Below are 23869 nucleotides of genomic sequence, written 5' to 3'. Positions count from 1 at the left end.
ATCGCACCGCGATCCCCTTTTCAATTTCACTGCTGTCCCAACTGCAGTTCCACCCAATGCTCTGCGTGGTCATCTTTCAACGGCAGTACCGGGCTGTCCTGTTCCTCGCCATCCACCGTCAACCGCACGCCGGGCTGGTCGGCACGACGGATGTGGATACGGTAAGTACTCTGGCCAAAGTGGTAGGTTAGCTCGTACCCCGGCCAGTCTGGCGGTAGTAACGGCGTGAGGCGCAAGGTATCGGCTTCACGGTGAACACCCAGGAGTGACTCCACAATCAGCCGGTACATCCAGCCGGCCGAGCCCGTATACCATGTCCAGCCGCCGCGCCCGGTGTGCGGGGCAACGCCATAGACATCAGCCGCTGCCACGTAGGGCTCGACCTTGTATTGCGCCACTTCAGCCGCATCCCGCGCGTGGTTGATCGGGTTGATCAAGTTCATCAGTTCCCAGGCATTGCGCGTATCTCCCATATGCGCAAACGCCATGGTCGTCCAGACAGCGGCGTGGGTGTACTGACCCCCGTTTTCCCGCACGCCAGGCACATAACCCTTGATGTACCCGGGCTCCAGATGACCTTTGTCGAAAGGCGGATCCAGTAACTGGATCAGCTTGTCGGGCCGACGCACCAGGTTTTCATTGAGCGACTGCATGGCACGCTGTGCGCGAATCGGGTCACCGGCACCGGAAAGGACGGACCAGCTCTGTGCGATCGAGTCAATGCGGCATTCGGTGTTGGTGGCGGTGCCCAGCGGCGTGCCGTCATCAAACCAGGCGCGTTTGTACCATTCGCCATCCCAGGCATGGGTTTCGAGTGATTGCTGCAACTGGGCGGCTTCCTGGGCACAGCGTTCGGCAAACGCGGCATCCCCATACTGCCGGGCCAGTTTGCCGTACTGGCACAAGACTTCATACAAGAAGAAGCCCAGCCACACGCTCTCCCCCACGCCGTGTTCACCGACAAGGTTCATGCCGTCGTTCCAGTCCCCCGAGCCCATCAGCGGAATGCCGTGCGGACCATAACGCAAGCCATGCAGAATGGCCCGCATGCCGTGCTGGTAGACGGGCTCGCGGATATCGCTCACGCCCGGCAGGTCGTACCAGTTTTCTTCATCCGGGTTGAGGGGACGTCCGGTCAGATACGGTACGGTTTCATCCAGAATGGCCATATCGCCGGTGGTTTCTACATACCGGCACAAGGCCATGGGCAACCACAAGTAATCATCGGAGCACCGCGTACGCACGCCTGCCCCTGTCGGTGGGTGCCACCAGTGCTGCACATCGCCATCCATGAACTGGCGGCTGGCGCATAACAGCACGTGCTCACGCATGCGGACGGGCTCAGCGTGGACCAGCGCCATGGTGTCCTGAATCTGGTCACGGTATCCGAACGCGCCGCCAGACTGGTAATACCCGCTGCGGCCCCACAAACGGCACGCCAGCACTTGATAAACCAGCCAACCGTTTGCCATCAGGTTGATAGATGGGTCTGGTGTCTGTACCTGCACCGCACCGAGCACGCGTTGCCAGTATTGCTGCACATGATCAAGTACATCGGCAGCAGTGGTATTCCCGCGGAAACGCGGCACCAGCGAGTCCGCTTCAGTGACGTCCTGACCGGCGCCGAGGCGGAAGGTCATTTCACGTTCCTGCCCATCAACCAGCGCAAACGGCACCTGAATGGCACCGCACGGGTCGAGCGCAGCGCCAACCCGGCCGGAAAGCCGCGTTCGTTCCATCGCCGCCGGGCGCGCATGCGTCCCGGCGCGACCAATGAATTCACGGCGGTCAGCCGTGATTTCACGCAGTGGATCGTCCACATCAAAGAACGCGACCTGGGTGCCAGCGGCAGCCGTGTAGCTGTTGCGTGCGTAGAGCGCACCGGTCGCGGGCGAGATCTCTGTCACCACAAACGGCGCTGTTTTTGCACGCAAGTCGCCCAGCACCCATTCCACATAACCGGTCACCGTCAGCTTGCGGGTACGCCCAGAAACGTTACGGATTTTCAGGCGCGAAAACTTCACCGGCGCATCCAGCGCGACGTACACCCACAACTCCGTGCGGATGCCGTTCTCTTCATGCTCAAACACGCTATAGCCGAAGCCATGACGCGTGATGTATTCACCCGTACCGCGCGCCGGCAGCGGCGTCGGAGACCAGAACTTGCCGGTTTCTTCATCCCGCAGGTAAATCGCTTCGCCGCCGGTATCCTGAACCGGGTCGTTATACCAGGGTGAAAGACGGAACTCGTGGGCATTGCCACGCCAGGTATAGGCCATACCGCTTTCAGAAATCATGGTGCCAAAATCACTGTTGGCCAGCATGTTGGACCACGGCACAGGCGTGCGTTGCGTATCGCGGGTACTGATGATGTATTCACGACCATCTGCCGAAAAACCGCCCGTGCCGTTGTGATACTGCAAATCCAGCGTTTGCCGGCGTGGTGCTTCCGGTAGAGGCACGATGCTGCTGCTATTGACCGGCAATGGCGGCGGCGCAACGCTGAGGGCGCCACGGCGCGTCACCTGATCCTGCAAACTGCCGCGCGTATCGGTAATGATGATGCGTGCCACGGTTTGCAAGAGCGTGCGATCCTCCATCGACATCTGTTCGCCATTGCGCACGAAAACCCCGCCAGGTTTGTCGTTGGCGCTGGCTTCCACGCCCGCGCTGATCAAACCCATGATCTGGTCTTGCAGCGCCTGACGGTAACCTGCGTGGTCTTCATTCAGAATGACCAGATCAACCGCCAGCCCTTTCAGCCGCCAATAAGCGTGGGCCTGGACCAGTTGCCGGACCAGATCAATACGGCCCGGATCAGCAATACGCAACAGCACAATGGGCAGGTCACCAGAAATGGCATATCCCCACAGGCCAGACTGACCGCGCCGGTTGTTCATCAACACCGCCACTTCTGCCCGTTGTGCCGCGTTCGGATAAAGGATGGCGCCGGCCATGCGGCCATACAACTGGCCATCGGCCTCACTGGCGTTGATCTGCCGCAGCAGCACCAGATTGTGCGTCCAGGCCAGATCAAACACCCGGTCCGCCAGACGCCGGTCGCGGTATTTCTCAATCAATGCCAGCGCGCCGTCACGCGTATCAGACATACCCAGCACCAGATCAAGCGTGACCGTCGCCTCAGGCTCCAGAACAATGTGATGACGCACCGAGACCACCGGGTCCAGGACGGCCCCTTGAGTATTGGAGAGATGACCGGTCGCGGTCAGGGCCACCGGGGATGCCAGCGTATTGCCACGACCGATAAACCGCGCGCGATCGGTCTCGCAGCTGAAGTGATCGACATCTGCACCGTGCACCGCCATCAAGTGCAACAGATAAGGCTGTGGTTCTTTTTGTTCGCGCTTGCGGCGGTGACACAAAATGGCTTGTTGTTCCGGCAGGATTTCGCTTTCAACAAACAGCTTGCTGAATGCCGGATGAGCGTTATCGGCACTGACTGGTGCGATCACCACTTCGGCATAGCTGGTGACTTCCAGAATGCGCCGACGGCGGGCACGGTTGGTAATGCGGATGCGCCGCAATTCAATGTCATCTTCCGGTGAAACGACGATCTCGCTGCGGACGTCATAACGTTGATCCTGCCGATGGAACTCAGCATGCGCTTCGGAAAAGATGGCGCGGAAGTTCTCACCCGGCATACCGCAAGGGCGCGATGACGACGACCAGAACAAACCTGTTTCCAGGTCCCGCAGATAGCAATACACGCCCAGTTGATCCAGCGTTGAGTCTTCTTGCCATCGCGTCACCGCCATGTTCTTCCAGCGGCTGTACCCACTCCCGGCGTTGTTCACCATCACGTGATAACGGCTGTTGGACAGCAGTTGCACCTCGGGCGCCGGGGTATCGGGGCGGTCGAACTCCCGGATCGACGCCTCAAGGGTTTCGGCCTGCGCACTGCTATTGGCAAACTGGCCAGCCCGGGCGTACACCGCAATGGTCTTGGGCACGCGCTCCTGCAACAACAGCATGGTGGCCTGGCATTGCGGGTCAGCGCCAAAGCGCTTGAGCATGGGCTGACCCAACAAGGCATAAGACAGCGATAAAAACGCCATACCCTGATGGTGGGCCATGAACGAACGCACCATGGCATGCTTTTGGCCACGCGGTAAGCGGGCGAGGGTGTAGTCGATGGCCTCGTAATAGCCATACGCACCTTCCGCCCCCATGGCACTGAGCTTTTGCAGGTTCTGGCATGCGGCAGTCGGCGCGACCATCAATGCCATCACCGTGGCATATGGTGCAATGACCAGGTCATCGACAAGCCCGCGTTTCAGCCCCAGTCCGGGCACGCCAAAAGCGCGGTACTGGTAATTGAGGTGCGCGTCAGTCGTGTTGTAGCCCGATTCTGAAATCCCCCAGGGCACGTCAGCCTGTTTGCCGTAGGTAATCTGCGCACGCACGGCGGCACGGCACGTGGTATCGAGCAAGGTCTCGGGGTAGGTGGGCATGACCAGCATGGGCATGAGGTACTCGAACATCGAGCCACTCCAGGACACCATTACCGGTTCGTTATCAACCAGCGTCAACAAGCGGCCCAGGGCAAACCAGCTTTCCTGCGGTAGTTGACCCTGGGCAATCGCCACAAAATTACACAGGCGGTTTTCCGAGGTCAGCAAGTCATAACGGCCGCTGTCACGCCGGTTGTCGTCGCAGTTGTAGCCCACGGCCAGCAAATGCACAGAAGGGTCGTACAAAAAGCCGTAATCCATCTGCGCCAGTTCCAGCGCCTGCACCGCAAGCGCGTTCATCAGCGAGAGCCGGTCCCGCGCGTGACGGCTGGCGGCTCCGACTTGTTCGGCCAGGTCGGCCGGCAAGTGCCATTCATCTGTAGCAACACTGGCAAAGCCCGGCAGATCACGCAGCAAGGGAATGCGGTTTAACGACACCACCTGCGCACGTTGCTCCGCCGACCAGGTTGCCCACGGCATCAGGTGTTCGATTTCACCCAGGGTGGCATGACACTGGCGCTGCACCGAGGCCGCGGCGCGGCGCAGTTCATTTTGCTCGGCATCGTCCGGAATCAACGCACACAGCGTATCCACATCCTGGGTCAGATTCTTGAGCGTGCTGTATGCATCTGCCGGGCTGGCCGGCGGCACCAATAGCGCGCCGCTGATCTGCGATTGCAACTGGACCAGTGGCTGGGGCGCTTCTGCCAGCCACAGGCTTGTTATCAGCTTGATCCCGTCATCCAGACCATGCCACAGCATCGGGTGGATAAGCGGGTCTTCAGTCAGTGCCAGCAACCCCTGGCGCAGGGTGATCAAATGCCCGGCCAGGTTGCCGCTATCTACGGTCGACACATAACGCGGTGCCAGCGGTTGCAGGCTGCGGGTGTCGTACCAGTTGTAGAGATGGCCCCGATAACGCTCCAGGCTGAGCATGCCATTGAGCGTGTTGGTGGTGCGCTCCAGCATGGCGCCACCGCACAAGTAACCGAAATCATACGCGGTCATGTTGGCCAGCAAAGAGAGGCCGATATTGGTGGGCGAGGTGCGATGCGCGATGATGCCTTCGTCCGGCACCTCCTGGAAATTATCAGGTGGTAGCCAGTGTTCCTGCGCGGTGACAAAGGTCTCGAAGAAAAGCCAGGTTTTGCGTGCCGTCCGGCGCAGCAATGTGGTTTGCTCGGTGTCCAGTTCCGTCGCAAAGGCAGCGGGTGGCTGGCTGATCCACCAGGCCAGCACCGGCGACAATAGCCACAAACCGGCCAGGATCGCCGCAAAGACCAGCCAGGTGACATCAATCAGCGGTGCGCAGACCAGGATTGCCACTGCGGCCACCGGGCCGATCCACATGGCGCGGATAAAAGTCTTCAGGTCATAACGCGCCGTCGTGCGGGCCACTTCAGAGGTCGACCACTCCAGCAGATGCTTGTGGGTAAACCACTTGCGCCAAAGCGTGCGCAAAATGGCGCCCGTGGTGACCCAGGTTTCGTGCGGCAAGGTCGCGAGGCGCAAGCCCAGTTGTGTGGCCTGGACCCAGATCAGGTGGCTATTGGTAAACAGATGCTGGCGCCAGGTAATACCACGCGGCTTGCGTGCCAGATCCAGCAGCGCAGACAGAATGGTCGGCAACCACAACACCGTCAGCAATGTGCCCAGCCACAAGCGCGGCATGGGCAAGACGGTAGCACCCAGTACGGTCAGCACAACCAGCGACAGTGGCACCAGACTGCGGCGCAGATTGTCCTTGAGCTTCCAGCGCGACAGAATGCTCAACGGGTTGGGGATACGTTCGCCCTGCTCGTTCTTCACCTTGAAGAACAGCCAGTCAGACAACTGCCAGTCACCGCGCACCCAGCGCGTGCGGCGTTGTATGTCCGTCAGATAGTTGTCGGGTGAGGTCTCGTAAAGCGCGACGTCGCTCAGCAAACCAGAACGGGCGTAGCAGCCTTCCAGCAAGTCGTGGCTGAGCACGGTGTTCTCCGGGAAACGCCCGGCCAGCGCTTGTTCAAACGTGGCGACATCATAAATACCCTTGCCAATGAACGAGCCTTCACCAAACAAGTCCTGGTATACATCTGAAACCGTGCGTGTATAGGGGTCGATGCCCGGCTCGCTGCCAATCAGCCGCGCGTACATGCTGGGGCCACCCGGTGGCAGGCTCTCTGCCACGCGTGGTTGCAAGATGCCGTAACCTTCGACCACGCGGCCCAGTTGCTCGTCGTACCGTGGATGATTGAGCGGGTGCGCCATGGTGCCGACGAACTGGCGTGCAGCATCCCTGGGGAGTTGGGTGTCGGTATCGAGCGTGATCACATATTTGACGTTGGACAACACCGCCGTATGACCGATCACCGTTGAAAAGGGCTCCGTCACGCCATCACGCAACAGCATGTTCAACGCAGCCAGTTTGCCGCGTTTGCGCTCGTAGCCCATCCATTTGCCTTCGCGCGGGTTATAGCGGCGCGGCCGATGGAACAGAAAGAACGTATTACCCCGCGGTGACGGGTACTGGCTGTTGAGTGCATTGATGCGGGAGGTCACCAGCGCAACCAGCGCCTGATCGTCCGGCATGTGTTCTTCAGATGCGTCGGTGAAATCGGTCAGCAGGGCAAAATGCAAATGCGGATCACGATTACCCAGGAAACGCACTTCCAGATCATCGACCAGCCGCTCGACGCCCTCCACGCTGCTGAGCATGCCTGGGACAACGACCAGTGTGCGTAACTCAGGTGGAATGCCCCGGTTGTAATCCAGCCGAGGCAAGAAGCGCGGTACGGCCAGGTGTGTGGCAAACAAGTTGATCAACGCCACGCCCAACTGGCTAGCCGCCAGCAACAGGGAGACCGTCAGCACCACCCACAATACGGGATTGGTCAGACCGGCTTGCCACACCTTGTACAACATGGGCAGCGCCACACCCAGGGTGATTAGCGAAATCGCCCCCAGGTAGCAGGCAACCGGTGCACGGGCAAATCCGCGTTTGCACTTCAACCAAAACGGCAATTGCGCCTGGCAGGCTTGTTCCAGCCGTACCAATCCGTCACCAAACAGATAAAACCCGACGTGCGCTTTACGGTCAGTGTGGATCGGGGAGTCGATCAATGGCCCGCTGCTGGCCGCAGCAGCCGCCAGATCGATAGCCTGACGGGCCACTGCGCTTTCTGCCATGTGCGCGCGGCGAGCAGTGCGTTCGACCGTATGCCGGTACTGATCACGCGTGGAAAAATCCATGTGCGTGTACATGCCAGCCGGGTCGCTGATCAAAATCTGTTCAACCACGCTCAGGGTTTCAACAAACTCACGCCAGTTGGTCGCGCCCAAAAGGCGCAAGCTGGAAATACTGTTGCTGATCGATAACTGATTGGCCGACTGCTGGCGGTTTTCAGCCAGCACCATTTGCTCGATGGTCTGGCCTTGTTCGGCCAGCACTTGTTCGATCCACGTCAGCGGCAATGCCAGCTGCGCACCTTGCCCTTGCAACCGGCGAGCCAGCTCTGCCACAAAGGTGTGTCCCATCACCGGGCCACTGCGAGCCATATCCGCGACCAGCAAAATCAGGCTTTTGGGGTCTTCTTCAGACGCTTTGATCATGCGGCTGGCCCATTCAGCCGCCAGATTGCGATCCGCGCTATCCGTCGCAATACTGGCGCTGACGCGCCGCAGGTTCTCGATCAACGCCAGCCGCAACATGATCGGAATCGCCCACAACTCACCCAGGGTCAGTTCAGAGACCTGCTGATAGGCAGAGACATACCGGCTGAGGCTTTCCAGATCCCAGCGACCATCACCATGGGCAATGGCCTCCAGCGCGATTTCATACACGCGCGGCATGCCGGCAGATTCGCCCTCAGCCAATCTGGGCAGACCGCGCCCGTACCCCTTGGGAAAGTGACGCTTGGCGGTGCGGATCTGTTCTTCGATCAGGTAGAAGTTATCCAGCAACCACTCGCCAGCCGGGGTCAGCCTGGTGGCGTTGGTGGTATTGGTCAGCACGCGACAAGCATTCACCAGAATGGCTTCGTTTTCAGCCAGGCGGGCAAGCAGCTGATCTTGCTGATAACCGGCACCGATGCGGTGAGATGCCGCCAGGATGCGGCCATGCCGCTCCATCTGATCCGCGCTGAACAGCTCCGCCCTGAGCGGTGCCTCGGTTGCGGCAAATCCTCTCAGATCGTTTTCATCTTCTTCTAGCGTGGACTTGTTCCACAGGCGCCCGGCCTGCCGGGCGTAAGACTGGTCGATGCTGGCCAAGGTGCATGCCTCCCTGCTGGTGCGCCTGCAGGCAAGCCTGCTGGTGCGTGCCGGTGAACGACGAAGGGTGAACTTTCGCCCGAACGGCAGACCGCAAGGACTGACGCGTTGCGCCAGTCGTCAAACGTTCAGCCTGGCGCAAAGCACGCGCCTGGGCATGGCGGGACTGCATGCTCGTCCGCCAGCCGGTATCCGGGGTGCCGACGTGTGAACGCCGACACTGGCAATCAGTGTGAAGCGGTGATATCGCGACGTCTGTCAGCGAGTCAGGGCATGCATGTCAGCGCGTTCCTACCCTGCTAAACACGCAGGCAGACTGCTAATCGGTATTTATTGTCATGGGTGGGCACTTGTCTGATGCCAGGGTGGCCCCATCCTCATCTGGATAGTCCGTTTGATTTCAGGTTTTCCTGAGCGCAGCCGCGCGTTCACAGCCCATCCAAGGTGAGACTTCATGAGCAAAACTTCTCTGGAAAAAGACAAGATCCGCATCCTCCTGCTGGAGGGTGTTCACCAGAGCGCAATCGATGCATTCAAAGCTGCTGGTTACACCAATATTGAAGCCTTGCCCGGTGCACTCAGTGGCGATGAACTCAAACAGAAAATTGCCGATGCCCACTTTGTCGGCATTCGCTCTCGTACGCAGCTCACGGCCGACGTGCTGGAATCCGCGCAGAAACTGGTCGCAGTAGGTTGTTTCTGCATTGGCACCAATCAGGTAGATCTCATCGCTGCGCAAAAATTGGGGGTGGCCGTATTCAATGCGCCGTATTCCAATACGCGCTCGGTCGCAGAACTGGTACTGGCTGAGGCCATTTTGTTATTGCGGGGTATTCCGGAGAAAAACGCCAGTTGTCACCGTGGTGGCTGGATCAAATCGGCCAGTGCGTCATATGAAGTGCGCGGCAAACAGTTGGGGATCATCGGTTACGGGGCGATTGGCTCGCAGTTGTCAGTCCTGGCCGAAGCTCTGGGCATGCGCGTCGCGTTTTTTGATACGTCATCCAAACTGCCACTGGGCAATGCGCAACAGGTGGCTGATCTGCATACCTTGCTGGCGCACTCAGACATTGTGACGCTGCACGTACCCGAAACAGCCTCGACCAAAAACATGATGGGCGCAGCACAACTGGCTGCCATGAAACCGGGCGCCGTGCTGATCAACGCTGCCCGCGGTACGGTCGTGGACATTGATGCGCTCGCTGCGGCAATTGAAAGCAAACATCTGGCCGGCGCCGCGATCGATGTGTTCCCGGTCGAGCCCAAAGACAACAAGGAAGAGTTCGCCTCGCCGCTGCGCCAGTTCGATAATGTGATCCTGACCCCGCATATCGGGGGGTCAACCGTCGAGGCACAGGCCAATATCGGAGTGGAAGTCGCTGAAAAGCTGGTGAAGTACAGCGATAACGGCACGACCACGTCGTCGGTCAACTTCCCGGAAGTGGCTTTGCCACAGCAAGCCAGCAAGCGCCGTGTGCTGCACATTCACCGCAATATCCCGGGTGTGCTCTCCGCCATCAACAGCGTGCTGTCTGCCGACAAGATCAACATTGCCGCGCAGTATCTGCAAACCAATGCCGAGATCGGCTATGTGGTCATCGACGTAGACTCTGACTACAGCGATACCGCACTCAAGAAACTGGCGGGCGTGGAAGGGACGATCCGTTTCCGGGTACTGTTCTGAATCTTATCGTTGACCGGTGACGGCCAGCGATGCGCCGTTGCCGGGTGCGCCCCGATAGCGCATCCGCCGCGCAAACAGGTGGTCTGGCACCCCGGCCGCTGCAAAGGGACGGGTGCTGATCGTCACAAAACCCAGTTTGCGGTAAAGCGCCATGGCGCTGATGTTGCTGGCCAGTACATCCAGAATGATGTCCTGCCCCTTGCGTACCGGAATCAAGCCCCGCCCCAATGCATCCTGAAACAGCGCCCCGAACACCCCTTGCCGCCGCCATCTGGGGGCCGTGGCGCAATGGGCAATCAAGGTCTGGTCTGGTTGCGGCACCGGCACTTCGCGTTGCAGAACCAGTCCACGCCGCAAGATGCCCGCGGTTTGGCGCCAGCCAAAGTACTGCATCAGCTGCATGGCCAGATAAGGGCCATTCAATAATCCGCCGCGCCCATCCTGCACCCCCATGACGGCCACGGGCTGGTCCGCCAGGGTAGCCACTCGCAAGTGCTGCCAGGAGAAATGGCCCATCGGTTCAGCCAGTGCATGCTGCAGAAAGGCAACGGTTTCCGCGGCGGGTGCCTCAAACAACCAGGCAAATTCCGTCTGCGCCGCCTCGTGGATTAACGGTGCCAGCAACCCGGCATCTGCGGCAGAGGCCTGCCGAAAACGCAGCGCCGATAAATCCAGCACCGTCAGCGCGCTGGGATCGGGATAAGCAATCGATTCTTGCGCGGCGTTCACAGTGAAAGCTCCGGCCACGCAAAATGGATATCAACCGGTTGATTGCAACTCACCGCCCAATAGAGATTTTCAGGGAGCACGCCGCTGTGGTGGTCCGGCTGCGGTTCGGTGACATAACCATGCATTGGCGGTGCACCATAAACATGTTGGCGCAATCCACCTTTGTAGGCCGCCTCACGCAGTGTCCACAGTCGGTAGAAGCGATCACCGCGGGTATCGTCATCTGCCGCCGCAACCCAGGCCAGATCAGCCTCATCGCAGGCGTGCCGCGCCAGAGCCAGAATCTTGCGTGGGCGTGCTTGTTCCACATCCAGCCCCAACTGCAGTCCAGCCCCATGTGCAACGGCCACGCCCAGCCAGTTCGCGGTATGTGAAATGGATACGGCCAAGGTCGGCCAGCCCGCAAAACATGGACTGGCTTCGTCGCGCTCGACCAGATCAGCCAGGCCTAGCGTTGGGCCAGCCAGCTGGCGTGCGGTATCGAGCAGCAGTACACGCCCCAGCATGAGTTGTCGCTGTCGCGGAACATGACTGATCTCAGCCAGACGCGCGCGCGTCGCGGCTGACCATGGCAACGCCAACAAAGCGTCATGGGACAGGGTGTGGGAGTCCTGAAAAAGGGCGATGGTGACAACAGGCATGGCTGGCAGTTTACACGCAGCCCGACGCGCCTGGACTTCAGGCACCTGTTCAGCGTCGTTTCGCGTTTACCTGGGGCGCATAAAAAAAGAGGCCCACCCCAGATGGGGCGGGCTTACGTGGGTGCTGGGGGGGGGTAGCACCCATCGTCAGACCCACGCCAGCCACCATTGCGGTGGCCAGCGCAGGGTCAGTCGGTCACGGGAGATGAGCCTTAACGGGTCAGACTCTGTGGCGAGCTGGCCGGCGGATTATCCGCCCCGGTAGAGGTACCGGAAGTACCAGCAGCATAGGCACCTGCGCCCAGCAAAACGGTACCAGCGATCAGCGCGACATTCACGAGAGTTTTACGGATTTGCATCGTGTACTCCTTTCCAGTGGTTAAAACAAAAAACCTCAAAAATCTCTGGGAGGTGATGGAGTTAATGCAAGGGTCGTGCCAGCTTTGCAAAAGCCAGCAATATCAAGGATTTGCGAGGAAGAGGTTTGAAATCGGTGTCAATGGACACCGAAAATCAAGGTAAAACGTCGTGAAATCACGACGCCATCTGACTGTCAAACCCGGCAACGCCAGGTTTGACGGACGTTGCAGCGCAATATGGTTGTCGCTATCAAGCGACGCCCTCTCCGCCTTGCCTGAATAACCCGGGGTTCAGGCCATGTTTTTGCAACAGGCGATAGAACTCGGTACGGTTGCGACCCGCAATGCGTGCGGCATCCGTGACATTGCCATCGGCCACTTTCAAAAGCTGGGTGAGGTAATCACGTTCAAAACGGGACTTTGCATCGTTGTAGTTGAGAATCCCCTGCGCTGGCAGCCGCAAGGCGCGTTGAACCAGCGACAGCGGAATAATCGGCGCGGTAGCCAGCGCGCAAACCTGTTCGACCACGTTGTACAACTGGCGCACATTGCCTGGCCACGCCGCGGACACCAGCGCCTCCATGGCATCTGGCGCATAGCCAGTCACCGACTTGCTGTAGCGTGTGGCAATCTGGGTGAGGAAATGGTTGGCCAGTAGCGGGATATCCTCGCGCCGCGCCGACAGGGGCGGCAGCGTCAACGACACCACGTTGAGGCGATAGTAGAGGTCCTCGCGAAACTGACCCGCGGCAATGGCGGCATCCAGATCACGGTGCGTGGCAGAGATAATGCGCACGTCGACCGCCACGGCCTCGCTCGCACCGACCGGGCGTACGGCCTTTTCTTGCAGCACACGTAGCAGTTTCACCTGCAGCGGCAAAGGCATATCACCAATTTCATCCAGCAGGAGCGTGCCGCCGTTGGCTGCCTGAAACAGCCCGCGGTGATTGGCCAGCGCGCCGGTAAAGGCGCCCTTGATATGGCCGAAAAGTTCGGACTCCAGCAGTTGCTCTGGAATCGCCCCGCAGTTCACCGCCACAAACGGCCCACGACCGCGCGGGCTGGCCCGGTGCAGCGCGCGCGCCAGCACTTCCTTGCCGCTACCACTCTCCCCCTGGATCAGGACGCTGGCATCGCTGGCGGCCACAAGACGTGCCTCACCCAACAGTTCTTCCATGATCTGGCTACGGCTGATCAGGCCGCCCCGCCAGTCCTCGCCCGCCTGCTGCTGCGCACTGCCCGCCGAGGACGTCAGATTAAGTGCCTGGGCGATTTTCTCCAGCAGCACATGGGCGTCAAACGGTTTGGTCAGATAACAGAACACGCCGCGCTGCATGGCTTCTACGGCATCCGGAATCGTGCCGTGCGCGGTCAGCAGGATCACCGGCAAACCCGGATGGCGCTGACGGATTTCCTCAAACAGCGCCATGCCATCCTGACCGGGCAGGCGCACATCACTGATCACCAGTTGCGGGCATTCCACCGCAATCTGGGCCAGCGCTTGTTCGGCCGAAGCCACAGTCGTGGCGCGGTAACCGCCAGCCTGCAAACGCAATGCCATCAGCCGCAGCATGTCGGCGTCATCATCCACAAACAGAAGGTGTGGCTTTTCCATGGTTATTCCTTGCGGGCCGGCGCAGATGCTTTGTCGCCGGCCATGTCTTTCTCGATATTCTTGAGTGCGTCCAGTTGCGTCTTGATCTGGTCCGCCCGCCGCTGCGCTTCTTTGGTCGCTGCGGTTTGTTTATCCAGTTGATCTTCCAGCCGGCGCCGATCATTCCATTGCTGGCTCAGCATCTGCGCCGCGCCGCGTAAGGGGTTATCGGTGCGTGCAGTGTTGTCGGCCAGGCTGATGGCGCGGGCCAGATCCGGCGGGTTGCGGGTTTGCGAGAGCAAGATCGCCTGTTTGAGCATCGTTTCCGGCGTTTGCACGCCGTTGGCGAACTCCCCCGCACGCTTGGTCAATTCAGCGGCGGGCATGGCTCGGGTAAAGCTGTAAAAGTCGATCAGCAAGCGGACCGGATCAGGCGGCGGTGGTGGCGGCTCGGGAGTCGGTGTCGGGGTCGGCGTCACGACAGGCGGCGGCGCATGCCGAAGGCCCCAGCCCTGCGCGCACCCACCCAGCAGGCACACCGCAAACAGCAGCGCCAACGGAGCAAAAGAACGGGGATTAATGCGATTCATCGGGTAATGTAATCCTGAAGCGGGCACCCGGGCCCGCAGCGACAAGTTCAACGACGCCACCATGCGCTTCGACAAGCTCGCGCACAATGGATAATCCAATACCGTGTCCGGGTGATGCGACGGCTGGCTGGCCTCCGCCCCGGTAAAACGGCTCAAAGATGCGCGCGGCCTCAGAGGCCGGAATCCCCGGCCCATCGTCCGCGCATTCGATAATGGTGCTGCCATCGGCCTGCATGCAGGAGAGCGCCACGGTCCCACCTTCCGGACTGAAGCGAATGGCGTTGGAGAGCAAGTTACCCACCACCATGGCCAGTTTCTCGCCATCTGCGGTGATCACCGCGTTGGGGCCGGTGATGGTCACCTCGAGATTGCGCGCTTGCCATTGCAGTTTCTGGTCTGCCACCGTGTTTTCAAGCACTTCTCGCACATCGACCGCCACGCGGGTCAGCCGGCGGGCCTGCCAGGCAATGGTCTGATAGCGCAGCAAGTCTTCAATCCGCGCCTGCAAGGTCAGCACGTTTTGCTGCAGTATGCCGGTGATCTCGCGCTGGCGTGGTTCCAGTGGCCCGATAATGCCTTCGTCCAGCAGCGCCACACCTTCACGCAAGGCGGCCAGTGGCGTTTTGAGTTCATGCGACACATGGTGCAGCACCCTGGTTTTTTCTTCGTCTGACGACAACAGTCGCCGGCGCAACCAGTCCAGTTGCACACCGAGTTGGCGCAAGTCCCCTGGCCCTGCAATGACGACAGGATCGGCCAGGCGGTTCTCACCCAACTGATGAATGGCATCCACCACCCGGCGCAATGGCCGCGCAAAACCCAAGTGCCAAGCCACGATCAATACGACTGCAATGCCACCCACGGCGATCAATTGCCACATCAGCAAGGTGCGCTGACGGTCCAGTTCGTGCAGAAAGTTGTCATTACGATTGGCAATGCCAATGCGCACATCCTGGGCGATCTCGTCATTGAGTTCACGCAGATGCGCAAGTTGGGCAAACAGAAAGCGCTGCTGTTTCTCGGCTTCATCAAACGAGCGCGCCAGCACCGCGCCTGCGGTCTCGGAGGTATCCAGCCATTCGTTGAACACCGGCTGGTGCAAGCCTGAATTCGCCTTCACTGCCCGTAGCGCAGACTGGGCTTCTTTCCAGGCATCCATATAGCGATCACGGAAACTGGTGTCGTTCAGGATCAGAAACTGCCGGGCGCTGCGCTCCATGGTGAGCGTACGTTCTTGCAGACGCTGGGCCTGCTCGGTCAGCGTGGCCGCACTTTGCGCAGCGGTGCGGCTCTGGCGCCCCAGACTTTCCATCATCCACAGTGCGTTGACCGAGGTCGCACCCAAGAGGGCCACCGTGGTCAAAAACAAGGTGACGGACCAGAATCCCAGCGATTGCGGAAACAGTTTCAGCATGAACAAGGCTCCGCCAGGGATGCCCTGGCATACTGTTTTGCACCGGCGCATTCACCCGCCGTCAAGCTCCGCCCCGCCTGGCTTTGCGCCAGTTCTGCACTGTCCGCACGCGGCATCTGACGCAAAAACTGCGCGACACCGGCCCGTTTTTTGTTCTTTAATCGTAAAACTCCGGGCGCACCAAAAGCTGCCCGTCTACCTTGTCTGATCTCACGGCACTGCCTCATTGGCAATCCGTCTCTTTGTTCCTGCCGGCGTGGTAACTGCCCGGCATCCTGGAGCCCAACCCGGCCCGAATCCAACCGTGGAGCCTGGCATGCAAGATCTGGATTTTCTGCCATCCTTTCCCTTTGAATTCAATGTAGTCGCTCTTTTCGGCATTTTGCTGGTCGCCGCGTTTGTTGCTGGCGGTGCCGTGCATAAATCCGGCCTGTTGCCGCGCGTAACCGGTTTTACGCTGGTGGGCATGCTGCTGGGCAACAGTGGTCTGGATATCATCGACAGCGCCACCGTGCTCAAGTTGCGCCCATTGCTGGATATCGCATTGGGCGTCGTGTTGTTCGAGTTCGGCCAGCGGCTGGATTTTAAATGGTGGCGGCAAGATCGCTGGCTTGCAGTCAGTTGCATCACTGAAAGCATCCTCGGTTTTGCGCTTGCCTTCGGTGCGCTGCTTTATCTGGGCCAGCCCCCACTGCTGGCAGGCATGGCGGCAGCCATCGGTATTTCAACCTCACCTGCCGTGTTGTGGATGATCACCCGTGACACTCACGCCGAAGGCCAACTGACCGATCGCGCCATGAACCTGGTGGCTGCCAACGGCGTGATCGCGTTTATCACGGTGTCGATGCTGCTGGCGTTTTTGCATCTGGATCAGGGTGCGCCACTGCGGTTGGCCTTGTTGCATCCGTTGTGGGTAGTAGCGGGATCGATTGTGCTGGGTTTCATCGGTGCCCGCAGCACCTTGTGGCTTGCCGGTCTGACCAGCAAGACAAGCGACAGCCGGCTGGCGATTGTACTGGGCATGGTACTGACGGCCATTGGTTTTGCGTCCGTGCTGCATTTTTCAGTGCTGATCACGCTGCTGGTGTTTGGTGTGTTCATCAAGAATATGGATCACGAACACCGCGTCGCGGCGGTGGATGTCGGCCGCTACGCTTCGTTGTTCCTCGCTGTGTTGTTTGTGATTGCCGGCGCCAGCTTGTCCTGGCATACGCTGATGCTGGGCGGACTGGCCGCCCTGGTCTATACGCTGGCGCGTTTTGCCGGCAAGTTTCTTGGCGTGTTGCTGATCGCACCGTTCTCAGGCCTTGGGGTTCAGAAATCAGCGTGGCTGGGCCTTGTTTTGTTGCCCGTGTCGGGCACGGCGTTAGTCCTTGCTGAAGATGTGGCGCGGTTGTACCCCCAGTTTGGCGAAACACTGCGGGCCATCGTGCTGGGTTCCGTGGCTTTGCTGGAGCTGATCGGCCCAATCACCACACAACTGGCATTACGCATGGCGCGCGAAACCCGCCAGACCTGAGAAACGGCAACTGGCGGAACGAAACACACAGGTTAGCGATCCAACACAGCCAGCATGAAATGATGCGTGTGCCCGGTCAGGGTGCCTGGAGGAGCAAGATGGACGAGATGGACTTTCAATCCTCGCCCCATATGTCCATGGGGGTGGAACTGGAGCTTCAGGTACTCAACACCCGGGACTACAACCTGACCCGCGGCGCCCCTGATCTGCTGCGATTGCTCGGCAAAACACCGTATAAAGACTTGATCAAGCCCGAAATTGCGCAAAGCATGATCGAGCTTAATTCATCCATCCATCACCGCTATGACGAGTTGTTGCTGGAGCTCAAAGCCCTCAGAGATGAAGTCAGCCGGCAATGTGGCAAGCTGAATCTGGCCGTAGCCGGCGGTGGCACCCATGCGTTTCACCAGTGGAGCGAGCAACGTATTTTCGACATGCCGCGCTTTCACCAGCTGTCCGAGTTATATGGTTATCTCGCCAAACAATTCGTGGTGTTTGGCCAGCACGTGCATCTGGGCTGCCCCAATGGAGACGACGCCGTCTATCTGGTGCATATGCTGTCACGCCACATCCCGCATTTCATTGTGCTCTCCGGTTCATCGCCGTTCTCTCAGGCAGAAGACACCGCTTTTCACTCGGCGCGCCTGAACGCGATCAACGCTTTTCCGTTATCCGGCCACATGCCCTTCGTGCAGAGCTGGGCCGAGTTTCGGGCTTTTTTTGAGCGCATGAAGCAGTTCGGCGTGGTCGGCAGCATGAAGGACTTTTACTGGGATATCCGCCCCAAGCCAGGCTATGGCACGGTGGAACTGCGCATCTGCGACACGCCGCTGACGGTAGAAAAAGCCGCCGCCCTGGCGGCCTATGCACAGGCTCTGGGCCAGTACTACCTGACGGAACGCCCGCACCAACCTTCATCTGACGTGTATGAGCTCTACACCTACAATCGCTTTCAGGCCTGCCGTTTTGGCGCACAAGGCAATCTGATCGACCCGTACACCGGTCGTCACACAGATATTGGCAGCGATATTCTGGCCACCTTGCAGCGTGTGATGCCTTATGCCGAACAACTGCAAGGGCAAGCCGGGCTGAAAGTGCTGCAACGGGAAATCGAAGAAAACGGCTCTGACACACGCTGGTTACGCCACACGCTTGAGAAAGAGCAATCCATCAACGATGTGGTCCGGCTCCAGGCAAAACGCTGGATGACCCCGGCCAGCTAGGCCGCGCGGGCTATAGCAAAGACAAACTCATAGGCCCGGTCTGCGGGTTGTCGGCATAGCGCACGCCGATACCCAGCAAACGCACGGGCTTGCCGCCACGTGGCCAGGCTTGCGCCAGCAACTGGGCAAAAATCTCCGCACTGGGTTGATGACAAACGCACTCCATGGTGGTCTGTGTGAAGTCGTGATACTTGATCTTCACAAAACTTTTGTGCGGCGGTTCATCGCCCCCGCTGCGCGCAAAGCGGCGGCCAAAGTCTTCCAGCAAAGCAGGCAGTTTTTCCATGCAGGCCGCCAGGTCGGGCAAGTCCTGGTTGTAGGTGTACTCCACCGAGAGCGATTTGCGCCGGCCATCGCGCTGGACCGGGCGATCATCCAGCCCGCGGCACTGCTTGTGTAGCGAAGCACCAAACTTGCCAAAGGTGGCCACCAGTTTTTCCAGCGGCCACGTTTGCAAATCGGCGCAGGTGATCGCGCCCATGCTATTGATTCTGGCCGCCGTCACCTTGCCTACACCCCACAGTTTGGCTACCGGCAAATCACGGATGAACCCGGTCACTTGCTCCGGTCGCACTACAAACTGGCCGTTGGGTTTGTTCCAGTCACTGGCGATCTTGGCCAGCAGCTTGTTGGCCGCAATACCGGCACTGGCAGTAATGCCCACCTCGGCCTCGATGCGGCGCCGGATTTCCTGCGCGATCAGCGTCGCACTGCCCTGAAAGTGCGCAGAACCGGTGACATCCAGATAGGCCTCATCCAGCGAAAGGGGTTCGATACTGTCTGTAAAGTCGGCAAAGATACGATGCACCGCCCGCGAGGCTTCCCGATAGCGATCAAACCGCGGTGGAACCAACACGAGATCGGGGCAACGTTTGAGCGCCGTGGCGGTTGCCATGGCCGAATGAATACCAAACTTGCGCGCCGGATAGTTGCACGTCGCCACTACGCCACGCTGATCCGCGGCCCCACCTATGGCGAGGGGTACATCGCGCAGCGCCGGGTTATCACGCATTTCAACCGATGCGTAAAAACAATCGCAATCAATGTGGATGATCTTGCGCTGCATGGCGGCAAGGCTGAGTGGTCAGAATGGCGATATTGTACGATCGTTCTATATGGCACTCAAGAACCGGCTGGCGATTGGCGTTCCCGTGCCAATGTGCTTGAATAGCCACGTTTGCTGCAACGCAATATCCAGCCAGATAACGGATTCGCCATGAAAACAGCCCTGATCATCCAGCACGTTGCATTCGAAGATGCCGGCTCACTAGAGCCAGAACTGCAACGCGCGGGTTATGCCATTGAGCACTGTGATGCTGCAACCGCCACTTTGGGCTGGATCGACCCGCTCGCGTGGGATCTGATCGTGGTGCTGGGTGGGCCAATCGGGGTGTATGAGCAACATGACTTCCCCTTTCTCACGCAGGAAACCGCGCTATTGCGAACGCGCCTGGCTGCCCAGCGCCCGACACTGGGCATTTGCCTGGGTTCGCAACTGATGGCCGCGGCACTGGGTGCGCGGGTGTATCCCGGAACAGACGGCAAGGAGATCGGCTGGAAACCGCTACACGCAGCGGCACAGAGTGCAGATTGTCCGGCCATCGCGCATCTGTTGCAGCCTCCCGTGCCCGTGCTGCATTGGCACGGTGATACGTTTGATCTGCCAGTCGGTGCCAGTCACCTGGCGGCGACCGATCAGTACCCCAATCAGGCTTTTTCCTTGGGCAACTGGGCATTGGGCTTGCAGTTCCATCCGGAAGTCTCCGCCGCCGGGCTGGAACGCTGGTATGTCGGCCATGCCAGCGAACTGGCCCATGCCGGGATCAATGTCTCTGGCTTGCGACAAACCAGCCAGCTCCATGCACCGGTGTTGACGCAAGCTGCGGCGCAATTCTGGCGTGCGTGGCTCGCGGCGCTGTAACGCGGTTTCAGGCCACGGCAGAAAACGAAGACACCGAAGGCAGTTCTGGCTGGTAGGCACCCGCCACCTGAGCGCTCTGGGGTGAACGTTGCGCGATCTGCGCTTGCGCCTTGGCTTCCATGGCGCTCGCTTGCGCGGCGACCGACAAATCCTGCGCAGAGGGATCCACCGGCGCCAGGGCGGCGGCCTGGATAATACGCGCCTTGCGCACGGTTTCTTCTGGCGTGCGGCCTTCGCTCACGTCAATCTGGACATCGCCTCCGTTGGCGTACTGCTTGCCGTCCGGGCCGGTGGTTAGATTGTAGTTGGGGCCACCGACGGCTAATCCACCCGCAGCGGCAAGGTGAGCTTGCTCATGCGTACGCGTGTCTTTGTCGATTTTTACCAGCTTGTCGACTTGCTGCTGCTGCTGCAGCGTCAGTGGTTTGCCATCGGTACCACGGGGGGCACTGGCATTGCCGGGGTTGCTGCCATTGCTGGTGGACGTGCTGGTGGATGAACTGGCGTTCTGGCCGGTCTGGCGAGTGGTCTGATTGTCACTTTGTTGCTGGGTATTGTTGCCCGATTGCTGGACAGCCGTACCCGTTTGCGCGGCAGCGCGCACCAGCGTACTGGCAACTGAGCTGTTCACGGCAACCATGGCTGCGACAAGAAGATACAAGTGATTGTATTAAGGCCATTTTCTTACTGATGAGTTCAGCCCGGCAAGCGTTGGGCGATATGCGGCCGCGCGCCGCAGCATGGCTCGCGCTGGCCGAATTGCTCACGACCTTTCCTGATGCGTTCTGCGCGCTCCCACCGCGCCCTCCCGCCGAAATAAAACAAAACTTGTCAGCATTATCATAAATACAAGAAAGCACTTCTCAATAATTCATTCATAACCATCTACTAATATGCAGGCCTGTTTACCGCCTGTCCTCTGACAGGCTGGACCGAACACACTGCAGACCACGCTGATTTTTCCCGCATAAACAAACAGATTTTCTGATCAAACCGGCACCTAACCTAGCCGGACATCCGGATGAATGGCATGCAAGGCGCGCGTTTGCAGAACCTATCGTTTGTAAGCAAACACCAAAAAGGTGAGTAAGATGACCATCCGGCAACGCATTATCCTGCTTGTCATGCTGACTTTTGCGGCCATTGCCGCCATTGGCGGTTATGCAGTGCTGCAATCCCGCGCTAACGCGAAGGAGGTCCGCCTTGTCACCGAGGGCGTCGTGCCCAGCACGCTGGCCTCTGCCGATTTGATGGCGCGACTCAAGGATGTCCAGCAAACCACAATGTCTTTGGTGTTCGCGCCCGATGACAACACTGCCGCACAAGCCGCAGAGGTACTCAAACAACAGCAGTCTGCATTGAACCAAAGCTTGCAACAGCAGCAGCGCGAAGCCAGTTCGGAAACGCAGACAAAGCTGGTGCAACAAGCCCGGCAAAGTATGGCCAACTACTTCTCGGCCATTGAAGACACCCGGAATTTCAAGCAATCCGGCCAGCAAGAAATCGCTGCCGCGACCCTGTTCGCCAGCGTGGCGCAGTATCAAGGCGAACTGGAACAGATTGTGCAAACGCTGCGGGTTGAGAAAAACCGCAGCAAAGATGCCGCGATCAGCGCGTTGAACCATAACCTGGCGCGCACCGTCAGCACCATCAGTGGTGTGACATTGGCGATGGTCATCATCCTGACCGCGATCGGCATCTTGTTGTATCGCCAGATTGCCCGCCCCATCGGCCAGATGCAGACGATGATGTCGGATATTGCAGCCAGCCAGGATTTCAGCCAGCGACTGCCGGCAGATCGCAAGGATGAGATTGGCCACTCCATGGTGGCGTTCAACGTCATGATCGAGCAAATCCAGACCAGTTCTGTACTGCTGCGCCAAAAGACCGCCGACATCCAGTCCATGCTGCAACACATGCCTCAAGGCATTCTGACGGTGCAAAGTGGCAGCATCATCCACCCGGAATATTCGGCTTATCTGGCGACCATCCTTGAGACCGAACACATTGCCGGCCGCGATGTCATGGAGGTCGTTTTCAGTAATACCAACCTGTCGGCCGATGCGCTCGCCCAGGTCGACGCCGTGTGGGGCGCTTGTATCGACGAAGACGTGATGAACTTCGAGTTCAACCAGCACCTGATGGTGGGCGAAGTCGAAAAGACCATGGCTGATGGCCGGGTGAAGGTGCTGGATCTGAACTGGTCACCCATCACCGACGAACACGGCATGACCGCCCGCATGATGCTGTGCGTGCGCGACGTGACAGAACTGCGCAAGCTGGCACTGGAGGCCAGCGACCAGCGCCGCGAACTGGAAATGATTGGCGAAGTACTCGCCGTACGCCAGGACAAGTTCCACGACTTCATCATCGGCACGCTGCGTTTTGTCGACGATAACGAGATCCTGATCCGGGAAAGTGCAGAGCGCCAGATTGCGGTGGTTGATCAGTTGTTCCGCAATATGCACACCATTAAAGGTAACGCCCGTACTTATGGTTTGAACCACCTGACCAGCGTGGTGCACGAGGTCGAGCAAAGCTACGATGCCCTGCGCCAACCGCAACCAGCCATTGTGTGGGATCAACAACAACTGCTGGTGGAACTGGCTGCAGTGCGCACGGCGGTAACGCACTACGCCCGCATTAATGAAGTCAGCCTGGGCCGCAAGGGCTCCGGCCAGGCCGCGCCAGCGCAGGACCGCTACGTGATGGTCGACAAGACCCAGATTCAGGACACCCTGCACCGCCTGGAACACGTCAACACCAATAACCTGCATGAATTGATTGCCGCTCGCGACGCCGTGCGCAAGACCCTGCGTTTGCTGGGTACAGAAACGCTGCCGCACATGCTGTCGAGCGTGACCGACTCTCTCCCGGACCTGGCGCACGAACTGGAAAAAGCTGCACCGCTGGTGGTTTACGCCGACGAGGGCTACGTCATGCCAGCCCATGCGGGTTATCTGTTGAAGAATGTGTTCATGCACTTGATGCGCAATGCGCTCGACCATGGTCTGGAAGGCCCTGATACCCGCCTGGCGCTGGGCAAACCGGCGACCGGGACACTGGCGGTCGGCGTTACTGTGCAGGCTGGCAAGCTGCACATCACGCTGGAAGACGACGGTCGTGGCCTGGCACTGGGCAAGATCAAAGAGATCGCCGCCCGCAAGGGGTTGATCGCCCCCGATACCATGCTGAGCGATGAAGACACCGCCCGGTTGATCTTCCTGCCAGGTTTCTCGACTGCGCAAACCGTGACCGAAATTTCGGGTCGTGGCGTGGGCATGGATGCCGTGCGCGATTTCATCAAGCGCGAACACGGCGATATTGCCATTCGCTTTACCGACCAAAGCGAAGGCGCCCCATTCCGCCAGTTTGCCACCGTGGTGACCTTGCCTGAGAGCTTTGTGGTGCAGATCGACGCCCCGTTGTCACGCCCGCCCGAGCGCGAATCGGTCCCCGTCTGACCCGCGCC

Annotated in this window: 15 protein-coding genes; 6 read left to right on the top strand and 9 right to left on the bottom strand. The window is 59.4% G+C overall.

Annotated elements, in window-relative coordinates:
- Positions 1–26 precede the first annotated feature (26 nt).
- Positions 27–8723 (bottom strand): glycoside hydrolase family 94 protein, encoded by an 8697-nt coding sequence (locus IEX44_RS08875; protein ID WP_188691974.1) that lies wholly within the window; start codon positions 8721–8723, stop codon positions 27–29.
- On the opposite strand from IEX44_RS08875, the gene IEX44_RS08870 reads away from it, so the two are divergent.
- Together IEX44_RS08870 and serA are read left to right on the top strand one after the other, a co-directional pair.
- On the top strand, positions 8713–8934 hold the full coding sequence (locus IEX44_RS08870; protein WP_188691972.1) for a hypothetical protein: 222 nt from the start codon (positions 8713–8715) through the stop codon (positions 8932–8934). The genes IEX44_RS08875 and IEX44_RS08870 overlap by 11 nt on opposite strands.
- A 243-nt stretch (positions 8935–9177) precedes the next feature.
- Positions 9178–10407 (top strand): phosphoglycerate dehydrogenase, encoded by a 1230-nt coding sequence (serA, locus tag IEX44_RS08865; protein WP_188691969.1) that lies wholly within the window; start codon positions 9178–9180, stop codon positions 10405–10407.
- A 3-nt stretch (positions 10408–10410) separates the two neighbouring features.
- Here serA and IEX44_RS08860 read toward each other — a convergent pair whose 3' ends face one another.
- The 6 genes from IEX44_RS08860 to IEX44_RS08835 form a co-directional block, all read right to left on the bottom strand.
- A complete protein-coding gene (locus IEX44_RS08860; RefSeq protein ID WP_188691968.1) occupies positions 10411–11136 on the bottom strand; it encodes a GNAT family N-acetyltransferase in 726 nt (241 codons plus the stop codon).
- Positions 11133–11777 (bottom strand): 4'-phosphopantetheinyl transferase family protein, encoded by a 645-nt coding sequence (locus IEX44_RS08855; protein ID WP_188691965.1) that lies wholly within the window; start codon positions 11775–11777, stop codon positions 11133–11135. Before IEX44_RS08855 ends, IEX44_RS08860 begins: the two co-directional genes overlap by 4 nt.
- A 212-nt stretch (positions 11778–11989) precedes the next feature.
- Complete coding sequence (locus IEX44_RS08850; RefSeq protein ID WP_188691962.1) at positions 11990–12136, bottom strand: hypothetical protein; 147 nt, start codon at positions 12134–12136, stop codon at positions 11990–11992.
- A 250-nt stretch (positions 12137–12386) separates the two neighbouring features.
- A complete protein-coding gene (locus IEX44_RS08845) occupies positions 12387–13751 on the bottom strand; it encodes a sigma 54-interacting transcriptional regulator (RefSeq protein ID WP_229678847.1) in 1365 nt (454 codons plus the stop codon).
- Between the two features lie 2 nt (positions 13752–13753).
- On the bottom strand, positions 13754–14320 hold the full coding sequence (locus IEX44_RS08840; protein ID WP_188691959.1) for a hypothetical protein: 567 nt from the start codon (positions 14318–14320) through the stop codon (positions 13754–13756).
- Positions 14307–15734: a sensor histidine kinase gene (locus tag IEX44_RS08835; RefSeq protein ID WP_188691957.1), complete on the bottom strand. Its 1428-nt coding sequence runs from the start codon at positions 15732–15734 to the stop codon at positions 14307–14309. The genes IEX44_RS08840 and IEX44_RS08835 overlap by 14 nt, the downstream gene beginning before the upstream one ends.
- A gap of 316 nt (positions 15735–16050) precedes the next feature.
- On the opposite strand from IEX44_RS08835, the gene IEX44_RS08830 reads away from it, so the two are divergent.
- Together IEX44_RS08830 and IEX44_RS08825 are read left to right on the top strand one after the other, a co-directional pair.
- On the top strand, positions 16051–17253 hold the full coding sequence (locus IEX44_RS08830; protein ID WP_188691954.1) for a cation:proton antiporter: 1203 nt from the start codon (positions 16051–16053) through the stop codon (positions 17251–17253).
- A gap of 98 nt (positions 17254–17351) precedes the next feature.
- Positions 17352–18476 (top strand): YbdK family carboxylate-amine ligase, encoded by a 1125-nt coding sequence (locus IEX44_RS08825; RefSeq protein ID WP_188691951.1) that lies wholly within the window; start codon positions 17352–17354, stop codon positions 18474–18476.
- Positions 18477–18486: 10 nt separating this feature from the next.
- Here the strand turns inward: IEX44_RS08825 and dinB are convergent, their stop codons facing one another.
- The gene (gene dinB, locus IEX44_RS08820) at positions 18487–19542 is read right to left on the bottom strand and encodes a DNA polymerase IV (protein ID WP_188691948.1); all 1056 of its coding nucleotides are present in this window, start codon (positions 19540–19542) and stop codon (positions 18487–18489) included.
- 150 nt (positions 19543–19692) lie between these two features.
- On the opposite strand from dinB, the gene IEX44_RS08815 reads away from it, so the two are divergent.
- Complete coding sequence (locus IEX44_RS08815) at positions 19693–20397, top strand: glutamine amidotransferase (protein WP_188691945.1); 705 nt, start codon at positions 19693–19695, stop codon at positions 20395–20397.
- Positions 20398–20404: 7 nt separating this feature from the next.
- Here the strand turns inward: IEX44_RS08815 and IEX44_RS08810 are convergent, their stop codons facing one another.
- On the bottom strand, positions 20405–21028 hold the full coding sequence (locus IEX44_RS08810; protein ID WP_229678845.1) for a putative metalloprotease CJM1_0395 family protein: 624 nt from the start codon (positions 21026–21028) through the stop codon (positions 20405–20407).
- Between the two features lie 460 nt (positions 21029–21488).
- Here IEX44_RS08810 and IEX44_RS08805 point away from each other — a divergent pair, with 460 nt between their 5' ends.
- Positions 21489–23861, top strand: a complete 2373-nt coding sequence (locus tag IEX44_RS08805; RefSeq protein WP_188691940.1) for a HAMP domain-containing protein — start codon at positions 21489–21491, stop codon at positions 23859–23861.
- Positions 23862–23869 lie beyond the last annotated feature (8 nt).

This window comes from Silvimonas amylolytica, from assembly GCF_014645555.1.
In the GTDB taxonomy this organism is placed as follows: domain Bacteria; phylum Pseudomonadota; class Gammaproteobacteria; order Burkholderiales; family Chitinibacteraceae; genus Silvimonas; species Silvimonas amylolytica.
This window is presented reverse-complemented; position numbering and strand designations above follow the sequence as displayed.